Origin of the sequence: Leptolyngbya sp. FACHB-711, from assembly GCF_014695615.1 — a bacterium.
GTDB lineage: Bacteria > Cyanobacteriota > Cyanobacteriia > Elainellales > Elainellaceae > Leptolyngbya_A.
Genome location: NZ_JACJOR010000504.1, coordinates 1 through 9,483, shown reverse-complemented (window position 1 = coordinate 9,483; position 9,483 = coordinate 1). Strand labels below are relative to the sequence as shown.

Annotated in this window: 17 protein-coding genes; 16 read left to right on the top strand and 1 reads right to left on the bottom strand. The window is 50.0% G+C overall.

Annotated elements, in window-relative coordinates:
* Nucleotides 1–149: 149 nt before the first annotated feature.
* The 16 genes from H6F80_RS24140 (at nucleotide 150) to prfA (ending at nucleotide 8,975) form a co-directional block, all read left to right on the top strand.
* Complete coding sequence (locus H6F80_RS24140; RefSeq protein ID WP_199296798.1) at nucleotides 150–665, top strand: acetyltransferase; 516 nt, start codon at nucleotides 150–152, stop codon at nucleotides 663–665.
* Nucleotides 662–823, top strand: coding sequence for a hypothetical protein (locus tag H6F80_RS24135; protein WP_190794061.1), 162 nt, complete (start codon nucleotides 662–664; stop codon nucleotides 821–823). Before H6F80_RS24140 ends, H6F80_RS24135 begins: the two co-directional genes overlap by 4 nt.
* Before the next feature lie 282 nt (nucleotides 824–1,105).
* Complete coding sequence (locus H6F80_RS24130; protein WP_190794060.1) at nucleotides 1,106–1,438, top strand: nucleotidyltransferase family protein; 333 nt, start codon at nucleotides 1,106–1,108, stop codon at nucleotides 1,436–1,438.
* Nucleotides 1,410–1,748 (top strand): HepT-like ribonuclease domain-containing protein, encoded by a 339-nt coding sequence (locus H6F80_RS24125; RefSeq protein ID WP_190794059.1) that lies wholly within the window; start codon nucleotides 1,410–1,412, stop codon nucleotides 1,746–1,748. The genes H6F80_RS24130 and H6F80_RS24125 overlap by 29 nt, the downstream gene beginning before the upstream one ends.
* A gap of 9 nt (nucleotides 1,749–1,757) precedes the next feature.
* Nucleotides 1,758–1,982: a Uma2 family endonuclease gene (locus tag H6F80_RS31430; protein WP_518523642.1), complete on the top strand. Its 225-nt coding sequence runs from the start codon at nucleotides 1,758–1,760 to the stop codon at nucleotides 1,980–1,982.
* A gap of 400 nt (nucleotides 1,983–2,382) precedes the next feature.
* The gene (gene infA, locus H6F80_RS24115) at nucleotides 2,383–2,607 is read left to right on the top strand and encodes a translation initiation factor IF-1 (RefSeq protein WP_036002386.1); all 225 of its coding nucleotides are present in this window, start codon (nucleotides 2,383–2,385) and stop codon (nucleotides 2,605–2,607) included.
* Nucleotides 2,608–2,728: 121 nt separating this feature from the next.
* A complete protein-coding gene (gene rpmJ / locus H6F80_RS24110; RefSeq protein ID WP_190794058.1) occupies nucleotides 2,729–2,842 on the top strand; it encodes a 50S ribosomal protein L36 in 114 nt (37 codons plus the stop codon).
* A 115-nt stretch (nucleotides 2,843–2,957) separates the two neighbouring features.
* On the top strand, nucleotides 2,958–3,338 hold the full coding sequence (gene rpsM, locus H6F80_RS24105; protein WP_190794057.1) for a 30S ribosomal protein S13: 381 nt from the start codon (nucleotides 2,958–2,960) through the stop codon (nucleotides 3,336–3,338).
* A 177-nt stretch (nucleotides 3,339–3,515) separates the two neighbouring features.
* Nucleotides 3,516–3,911, top strand: coding sequence for a 30S ribosomal protein S11 (gene rpsK, locus H6F80_RS24100; protein WP_190794056.1), 396 nt, complete (start codon nucleotides 3,516–3,518; stop codon nucleotides 3,909–3,911).
* A 122-nt stretch (nucleotides 3,912–4,033) separates the two neighbouring features.
* The gene (locus H6F80_RS24095) at nucleotides 4,034–4,981 is read left to right on the top strand and encodes a DNA-directed RNA polymerase subunit alpha (protein ID WP_190794055.1); all 948 of its coding nucleotides are present in this window, start codon (nucleotides 4,034–4,036) and stop codon (nucleotides 4,979–4,981) included.
* A 69-nt stretch (nucleotides 4,982–5,050) separates the two neighbouring features.
* The gene (gene rplQ, locus H6F80_RS24090; protein WP_190794054.1) at nucleotides 5,051–5,401 is read left to right on the top strand and encodes a 50S ribosomal protein L17; all 351 of its coding nucleotides are present in this window, start codon (nucleotides 5,051–5,053) and stop codon (nucleotides 5,399–5,401) included.
* Between the two features lie 21 nt (nucleotides 5,402–5,422).
* The gene (gene truA, locus H6F80_RS24085; protein WP_190794053.1) at nucleotides 5,423–6,346 is read left to right on the top strand and encodes a tRNA pseudouridine(38-40) synthase TruA; all 924 of its coding nucleotides are present in this window, start codon (nucleotides 5,423–5,425) and stop codon (nucleotides 6,344–6,346) included.
* Between the two features lie 11 nt (nucleotides 6,347–6,357).
* Nucleotides 6,358–6,813, top strand: coding sequence for a 50S ribosomal protein L13 (gene rplM, locus H6F80_RS24080; RefSeq protein WP_190794052.1), 456 nt, complete (start codon nucleotides 6,358–6,360; stop codon nucleotides 6,811–6,813).
* Nucleotides 6,813–7,226, top strand: coding sequence for a 30S ribosomal protein S9 (gene rpsI, locus H6F80_RS24075; RefSeq protein ID WP_190794051.1), 414 nt, complete (start codon nucleotides 6,813–6,815; stop codon nucleotides 7,224–7,226). Before rplM ends, rpsI begins: the two co-directional genes overlap by 1 nt.
* Nucleotides 7,227–7,496: 270 nt before the next feature.
* Entirely contained in the window at nucleotides 7,497–7,742 is a 246-nt protein-coding gene (rpmE, locus tag H6F80_RS24070; RefSeq protein ID WP_190794050.1) for a 50S ribosomal protein L31, read from the top strand.
* A 126-nt stretch (nucleotides 7,743–7,868) separates the two neighbouring features.
* The gene (gene prfA / locus H6F80_RS24065; RefSeq protein ID WP_190794049.1) at nucleotides 7,869–8,975 is read left to right on the top strand and encodes a peptide chain release factor 1; all 1,107 of its coding nucleotides are present in this window, start codon (nucleotides 7,869–7,871) and stop codon (nucleotides 8,973–8,975) included.
* 99 nt (nucleotides 8,976–9,074) lie between these two features.
* Here the strand turns inward: prfA and H6F80_RS24060 are convergent.
* Nucleotides 9,075–9,483 (bottom strand): hypothetical protein (locus H6F80_RS24060; protein WP_206755110.1); only part of this gene is annotated, 409 nt, incomplete at its 5' end.

The following is a 9,483-nucleotide window of genomic DNA, read 5'->3' as shown; positions in this document are numbered from 1 at the left end:
TGATTGAAATCTAAAACGAGGTCTAACAACCCTGGTGCAGCGGATTTGCTCAAGTCACCTGCCGAGTTTCAAAGACGCTGGCAACCGCTGACCAGGAACGTTATAGGGCCAGAATTTACATGTTGCCAAAGAAGACAAGAGCTTAGAGAATGATGCAACTGCAAGAAGGAATTTCCCCAGTATCTTCCGCAGACTTTCGGCGAGTAGTTGAAGTGTGGGAAGCCTCTGTGCGCGCAACACACTATTTCCTCTCAGAAGCAGACATTCAGTTATTCAAACCGCTAGTGCTCGATGCGCTTCCCCACGTGGCAAAGTTGGACTGCGTGCGAAATGACCAAGGTCAAGTTGTTGGCTTCATCGGCGTGGTTGAGAGCAAAGTCGAGATGTTGTTCATTGACCCATCATGGCGTGGAAAGGGAATTGGATGCCAGCTGCTTAAATATGCTGTCAGGACACTTGGTGCTACAAAAGTTGATGTGAACGAGCAAAATGAGCAGGCAGTAGGGTTTTATCTGCGAATGGGGTTTGAAGTGGAAGGGCGTTCGGAGCTGGATAGCATGGGCAAGCCGTTCCCTTTGTTGCATATGCGGTTAGGGGATTTAGCGCAAGAGCGTGGCTCCGGGAAGGAGGTATATAACAAATCGCTGAACCGGAACGGAGTATGAGCTATCCATTAAGTTGCACAGGTTATCTCCGTCCGGTTATCTCAATCGTTGGACGGTGTGCGCCTTACCTTTACGAGCAAGAAGCTTTACCAGATAACCATGTCACGATTTTGAGAACTGATTTACTCGAATCCGGTTTACCTGTCGATTTACCTTAATAGCATTATTGGCAAGCTATTGGTTGAAAAGCATTTCAAAGGGTCATCCGAGCTGATTGAGCTATATCCCAACGAAATTGCTTAATTTTTAGTTTGGGAAGCGCCTGATTCCGTCCAACAAAAAATTAGAAGCAAGGTTGAAGCCTCTCACCAAAAGCGGGCGCAGTCGAAACAACTGCTAGAAATTGCTAAAACAGGAGTAGAACGGGCGATCGGAACTGATGAAGCGACGGCAGTAACCCGGATAAATCAGCAGTTAGAAGCCTTGGGGGTAGAACTGACATGACGATTAGGGCGATCGAACTACCAATGGAGAAAATTGCTGAGTTTTGTCACAAATGGCAGGTCACGGAACTCGCCCTGTTTGGCTCTGTCGTGCGCAATGACTTCCGACCCGACAGCGATATTGATGTAATGGTGCAATTCCATCCAGATGCTCACCCTACTTTCCGTACCTTAGACCTGATGGAAGCAGAGTTACAAACCATTTTTTGTCGAGAAGTTGACCTGATTACCCGTCAGGGGATTGAAACCAGCCGCAACTACTTACGTCGTTACGAAATCCTTTCCTCTGCCCAGGTAATTTATGCAACGGGATCTTCAATTTCTGCTTGATATGCTGCAATCCGCAGAACTGATCCTGGCTTACACTGCTCAAAGCTCGAAAGATGAGTTCGTTGCAAACGTGCAGCTTCAAGATTCAGTGATTCGACGATTATTGGTCATTGCTGAAGCCGCAAGACGAGTTTCAAACGCGACCCAACAGGCATTACCGAACATCTCTTGGCAAGAAATCAACGGAATGCGAAATCGATTGGTGCATGAATATAATGATGTCAACCTCAACATTGTTTGGGATGTGGTTCAGTTTGAGATACCACCTTTGATTAAAGAACTGAAATCGCAGATTCCTCCAGAACCATGAGGATATTTGGTGGAGGCGATTCTCTCCGAGCTAACCCAAGAACTGCTTTGGTCTGACCAATCCATTCTGACGCTGGGCAGCTCCATTAAATTTGTGGCAGAAGTGGTGAGTCGCAATTGGCAGAATGACTACACCCGGAAGGTTAAGGATTATGCAGTTTTAGGCATTCCTGAATACTGGATCGTAGACTATGCAGGGTTAGCGGGCACTCGATACATCGGCAAGCCCAAATAACCCACGCTCTCGATTTGTACGCGAGTGGATGGCGAGTATGAAATTCAGCAGCTTCGGGGTAATTAGAACCTCGTCTCTCCAACCTTGCCTAATATAAAGGTTATGGCTGAGCAGGTGTTGAAGGCTGGCGTATAGAAGTTTTATAGGTGCAAACGTTCTCCTATTAAAGTAAGTTATTCTCTACACGGGTGTTTGGATTAACCTGAAGATTGATCCAACTGCGTGAAGATTTGTTAGCCTAGAAGAGGAGCGATTGAGCTCTCTTATTTTGCTGCGTTGGTGTTTTGGTGGTAGCGATGTCGATCGGCGAGAAGCGAGACATTGGGCTGACCCTGGCACTAACCTCGATCGAATAAACCTAACAACTGTTAACTGTTGATTTAGAACAGAGGAAGGCTCATTGTCTAAGCAAGACCTAATCGAGATGGAAGGTACAGTCACCGACTCATTGCCCAACGCGATGTTTCGGGTGGATTTAGATAACGGTTTTAACGTCCTGGCGCACATCTCAGGCAAGATCAGACGGAACTATATTAAGATTCTGCCAGGCGATCGGGTGAAGGTTGAGTTGACTCCCTATGACCTGACGAAGGGCAGAATTACCTATCGACTGCGAAAGAAGTAGAGTCGCAGCGAGTTTCAGCGAGATAAAATTTTTTGGCTTCTGCAATTGCAGAAGCATTTTATTGACAAAATCCTTTTAATTTGATAGGATGTCATTTTTGTAGTCTTCAGATTTTTGGGACATGAAAGTCCGGGCATCCGTTCGTCGTATGTGTGAAAAGTGCCGCGTCATCCGTCGTCGCGGCAGAGTCATGGTAATTTGTGCAAATCCGAAGCACAAGCAACGCCAGGGATAATGCTAGTAATCTAGCTCAATTTCAGTTGGATTAGATCCAATTTGGCTTCCCTTCATTAGTGGTTTGTGGTTATCTAAAAGCGCGATCGTTACAGACAAGATTGGAGAATTGAACCGTGGCACGAATTGCCGGAGTAGACCTTCCACGTGAAAAGCGTGTTGAAATTGGTCTGACCTATATCTATGGAATTGGGCTGACCCGCTCAAAAGAAATCCTTGCCAAAACTGGCGTGAATCCAGACACTCGCATTCGGGATCTTTCCGATGCCGACGTGGCTTCCCTGCGGGAAACGGTTGAGGGCGATTATCAGGTTGAAGGTGACCTGCGACGGCTTGAAGGTCTGAACATCAAGCGATTGATGGACATCGGAACCTATCGGGGTCGTCGTCACCGCTTGGGGCTGCCCGTGCGGGGTCAGCGGACGAGAACCAATGCCCGGACGCGCCGTGGTGGTCGTCGTACCGTTGCAGGTAAGAAGAAGGCTCCTAAGAAGTAAACACGGGTGGCGAATTGCTGGGGTGGAGAAGTGCTTCTTCCGATCGCCCCTTCTTGTGCTGTTTAGCCGCAGCCCGGAAGGACAGTGTAAGAAGGGCAATTACCCTACTGCAAGCTGGCTCTCGTTTCTGCGTCATAAATGCTTTCTATGGCTAAATCATAAGGACAGGCAGGTAGCATGGCAAAACAACCTCAAAAAAAGACTGGACCTAAAAAGCAAAAGCGCAACGTTCCAAGCGGCGTTGCCCATATCCAGTCCACGTTTAACAACACGATCGTCACGATTACCGACAACGGTGGCGAAGCGATTTCCTGGGCATCTTCTGGCTCTAGTGGCTTCAAGGGTGCAAAGAAGGGAACTCCGTTCGCAGCTCAGACGGCAGCTGAAAGTGCGGGTCGTCGGGCAGTGGATCAGGGAATGCGCCAGATCGAAGTAATGGTGAGTGGGCCGGGATCGGGTCGGGAAACTGCGATTCGGGCACTTCAGGGAGCGGGGCTGGAAATTACCCTCATTCGGGATGTAACTCCGATTCCGCACAACGGCTGCCGTCCTCCGAAGCGTCGTCGCGTATAGAAATTCATTGGATTTCTACTGAAGATTTTTACCAAAGTTTGAGCGAGTTGGGCGAGTGAGGGCACGGGAAGCCAGTTGGGATAGCAGGTTTCCCTCAGCACAAGGAGAAGGGAGGTTGGATTGTGGCACAGTTTCAGGTTGAGTGCGTTGAGTCTGCTATTCAGGACGATCGCAGCTCATACAGCAAGTTTGTGATTGGACCTCTGGAAAGAGGTCAGGGGATTACAGTTGGAAACGCTTTGCGGCGTGTGCTTCTGTCAAACCTGGAGGGCGCAGCAATTACGGCGGTGCGAATTGCTGGAGTAACGCATGAGTTTATGACGGTTCCCGGCGTGAAGGAGGATGTCCTGGATATCCTGCTGAACATGAAGGAAATCGTACTAAAAAGCTACTCGACCCAACCGCAAATCGGTCGGGTGCGGGTTGAAGGACCCACCACGGTAACGGCTTCCTACTTCGAGCTTCCCTCAGAAGCCGAGGTGATCAACCCTGACCAATACGTTGCAACTCTGGCTCCGGGGGCAACCTTTGAGATGGAGTTTCGCATTGAGAAGGGTGTAGGCTATCGGGCGATCGAGCGGGGACGGGACGAGAATACTGCCCTGGATTTTCTGCAAATCGACTCGGTGTTTATGCCTGTACGGAAGGTCAACTACACCATTGAAAGCGTCAGAGCGGATGGCTCGCTGGAGAAAGATCGCCTGCTGATGGAGATCTGGACAAACGGCAGCTTTACCCCTCAGGAAGCGTTGAGCCAGGCATCAAATATCTTGGTTGAACTCTTTAACCCCCTGCGGGAAATTGACTTTGCGCCGATCGACGATATGGATGATAGCGTCGAAGATCCGGCAAACCAGATTCCGATCGAGGAGCTCCAGCTTTCGGTTCGCGCCTATAACTGCTTGAAGCGAGCACAAATCAACTCGGTTGCCGATCTGCTCGATTACACCCAGGAAGACCTGCTTGAAATCAAAAACTTCGGGGCGAAGTCTGCTGAAGAGGTGATTCAGGCACTTCAGGATCGGCTGGGCATCACGCTACCGCACGATAAATCCTCCAGACCAACTTAGGTTCTGGAATTCATTCAGTTTTTCATTTAGTTCATTATTTAGTTCATCAACTACCGCTATCTGTTAACTATGCGTCACCGTTGTCAAGTCCCTCAGTTGGGCAAGCCAGCCGACCAGCGAAAGGCTCTCCTTCGGGCATTAACCACCGAGCTGATTCGTCATGGTCGCATTACTACGACAAAGATCCGAGCAAAGGCTGTTCGTAGCGAAGCAGAGCGCATGATCTCTCTGGCAAAGGATGGATCGCTTGCCGCTCGTCGTAAAGCTCTGGGCTATATGTACGATAAGCAGCTCGTCCACCGAATGTTTGAGCAGGTGAAGGAGCGTTACGGCGATCGCAATGGCGGTTACACCCGTATCGTTACCACGGTTAACCGCAGAGGCGATAACGCCGAAATGGCAATTATCGAACTCACCTAATTGCGCTTACCTGATCGCCTCATGTCTTCTAGCGAGTTGCCTTCCTCCAAAGCTGGATCGAAAACGGATTTTTCTGGGGACGATCGGCACAGAGTTGCCCTAGTGATTCAATACCTGGGAACCCATTTTCATGGGTGGCAGCGGCAGCCAAACCACCGATCGGTGCAGGAAGTGCTAGAGGACACGATTCGAGATGTGCTGGGTTTTCCAGTGGTCGTGCATGGGGCGGGACGAACTGATTCCGGTGTTCATGCGGCGGCTCAGGTGGCTCATTTTGATGCTCCTGTGCGGATTCCGGGGTATCGTTGGGCAGACATTTTGAACCATCGTTTGCCTGCTGATATCTCGATCCGAGCTTCGGCGATCGTCCCTCCTCACTGGCACGCCCGCTTCTCGGCAAGCTGGAGACGCTACCGCTACACAATCTACACTGAAACCCGTCCGAATCTGTTTGTGCGTCCGTTTGCCTGGCACTACTACCTGGGCGCACTAGACGAAACGTTGATGCAGGCTGCGCTGGAGCCAATGCTGGGGCGACACCATCTGGCAGCGTTTCATCGGGCAGGGTCGAGCCGTCCCCATTCCTGGGTTGATATTCAAGCGGCGGAATGTGTTCGTCGCGGGTCGTTTATCCAGATCGAATTGCAGGCAAGCGGCTTTTTGTATGGCATGGTGCGCCTGCTTGTCGGTATGCTAGTTGAGGTGGGTAAGGGCGATCGGTCTCCGCAGGAGTTCACCCAGATCTGGATAGAGCAGAGGCGCGACCTCGTAAGGTATGCTGCACCGCCTCAAGGCTTATGCCTGCTGCGAGTTGACTATCCGGAGTTTCCCTTTCCGCCTGAAATTTGGTACGACACCCAGCCTCAGTTCAATTTACTGACTCCTCTAGATTTTCCTGCCGCTTTAGACCAGGGGCAGCTTGAGAAAAAGACTTTACCTCTGTAGCCACATCTCCCATGACTAAAACCTACCTACCCACAAAAGAGACGCTTGAACAGAAATGGTATGTCGTAGACGCGGCAGACCAACGGCTGGGACGGCTCGCCACTGAGATCGCAATGGTGCTGCGCGGCAAGAATAAGCCGACCTACACGCCCCATATGGACACAGGCGATTACGTTGTTGTGATCAACGCGGAAAAAGTAGCGGTAACTGGCAAGAAGCGATCGCAAAAACTCTATCGCCGCCATTCGGGTCGCCCGGGCGGCATGAAGACTGAGACGTTTGACCAGCTTCAAAACCGCATTCCCGAACGGATTATCGAGCAAGCTGTAAAAGGAATGCTGCCTAAGAACTCGCTTGGTCGCCAGCTTTTCACCAAGCTGAAAGTGTATGTGGGTAACACTCATCCCCACCAGGCACAGCAGCCTGAGATTTTGAACATTAAAACGATTCCGGGAGAGAATAAATAATGCAAGCTACTGATAGAGCCGATCGCGTCACGTATCTGGGCACAGGTCGGCGGAAATCCTCGGTCGCAAGAGTTCGCCTGGTGCCGGGAAGCGGTCAGCTTTTGATCAACGGCAAGCCGGGCGATCTGTACTTGCAGTTCAACCCCAGCTATCTGTCGGTGGCAAAGGCTCCGCTGGAAACGCTGGGACTGGAAGCTGAATACGATATTCTGGTCAACGTTCGCGGTGGCGGATTGACCGGACAGGCAGATTCGATCCGTCTGGGTGTGGCTCGTGCGTTGTGCCAGCTTGACCCGGAAAACCGAAAGCCCCTGAAGGTTGAAGGCTACCTCACCCGCGATCCCCGTGCGAAGGAACGGAAGAAGTACGGTCTGCACAAAGCCCGGAAAGCTCCTCAGTACTCGAAGCGATAACTTCTCTCGCTTGACCTGCCTCCTCTTGAAGGGGGGTGAAAGAGGATTAGTGGTTTTGCATTGCCTTCTAAATTCCTCAATGCTGGAGGACTATGATACAGGAAGACTTCCGATCGTAAAAGGAATGTCTGTAATGGTTCTGGTTCCTTCCCGGATTGGGGCTAGGAAGCGGTTCAGGAAACAATCCTTTTCTAACTTCCTCTTGCGGAAGCTTGTCAGGTGAAGCCGTTAAAATAGATAAAGCAGCCCATCTCTACTGGTTTTGGAATCATGGCGAAAGATATTCATCCTCAATGGTATCCAGAGGCGAAGGTTTACTGTAACGGCGAAGTCGTGATGACCGTCGGTTCGACCAAGCCTGAACTGCACGTTGATGTGTGGTCTGGAAATCACCCCTACTATACCGGAACTCAGAAGATTATTGACACTGAGGGTCGTGTAGAACGCTTCCTGCGGAAGTACGGCATGAGCGACAGTACTGCTGGCACCGAAGACAAGAAAGACAACAAAAAGTAGCCGGAATTCGCTTATATTACCGATCGCCCCTGACACCTAAGTAAAGTCAGGGACGATTTTTGCAATTTAATTTTTTGAGCAGGTATTTGAACGAGAAATCCAGGCAATAGGCTTGTGGAGGCTACGATGGCTGAGTCTTATTTATTAGAAAAACTAAAGTCGGTTGAGCAGACCTTTAACGAGTTAACGAAGCGGCTGGCTGACCCTGACATTGCGCGCGATCCTGGTGAATATCAGAAAGTGGCGAAGGCGCGATCGGGTCTGGAAGAAACGGTTAACACCTTTGAAACGTGGAAGCAAACTCAGCAAGAGCTAGAGGATGCCCGACAAATCTTAAAAGATGCCGCCGGAGATGTTGAACTGCGGGAAATGGCGACAATGGAAGTAGAAGAACTGGCTGAAAAGCTTGATCAGCTTGAGCATCAGCTGATGGTTCTCCTGCTGCCCCGTGACCCAAATGATGACAAGAACATCATGCTGGAAATTCGTGCCGGGACAGGCGGTGATGAGGCAAGCATCTGGGCAGGCGATCTGGTGAGAATGTATTCACGCTACGCGGACGTTCAACGCTGGCGAGTCAAGCTGGTGAGCGAATCCCCTGCCGATATGGGCGGCTTCAAGGAAGCGATTCTGGAGATCCAGGGCAATCAGGTTTACAGCAAGCTGAAGTATGAGGCGGGGGTGCATCGCGTCCAGCGCGTTCCGGCAACGGAGGCAGGCGGACGGGTTCACACTTCAACCGCAACTGTGGCGGTGATGCCAGAAGTAGATGATGTGGAAGTTGAGATCGACCCGAAAGACATTGAACTGACAACGGCGCGATCGGGTGGTGCAGGTGGACAGAACGTGAACAAGGTTGAAACGGCGGTAGACCTGTTCCACAAACCCACTGGAATCCGAATCTTTTGTACCGAGGAACGATCGCAGCTTCAAAACCGAGAGCGAGCCATGCAAATCCTGCGGGCAAAGCTGTACGAAATCAAGCTCCGAGAACAGCAGGAAGCGGTGACATCGATGCGGCGATCGCAGGTCGGAACGGGATCGCGATCGGAAAAAATCCGCACCTATAACTACAAGGACAATCGTGCGACTGATCACCGCCTAGGGCAGAACTTTACGCTCACAGCTATTCTGGAAGGCGAGTTGGAGACTGTGATTCAGTCCTGCATTTCCCAGGATCAGCAGGAGCAGCTTGAGGAATTGGCGGCTTCGACTTCTGGTTCTTCGCTGTAGGGCGATCGGGTTTCTTTTTTGCGGGGTGGGTATTCGCACTCGCCCCATTTTATTCTTCCTAGAAGAACTGTTTTTTAGAATTTGGTAGATAGTCTTGAGCTAGCAACTACTAATCCTGGGTACAAATATTTGATTTTTATCGATGTCCTCATAAAACATACTCTCATGCTCAAGTGATGGAAAAATCATCAAAGATTTAGGTGAAGTGCGAGTTATGTGCATGTTCTTTTTTACAGAAAATAATCCTGGTTGATATGCATACAACAACCCTGGCTTACCATCTGTAGCAAGGTGAGCTTGGAGATCGCTCTCAAAGTATGCATATGTATGATTATGAGTTTCAGAAGCAGTAAGGTAGGCTTGAAAGAAGAATTTTAATGTGTTTTCAAATGACCGAACATCGCGTTTAATTGCGCCTAAAGGTAGGACAAAAATAGCATCAACTGAAAACAATGGATTCCAACAGCTACCCACAGGAACATTTCTACGTGAAAGTTCCATTCTTTCT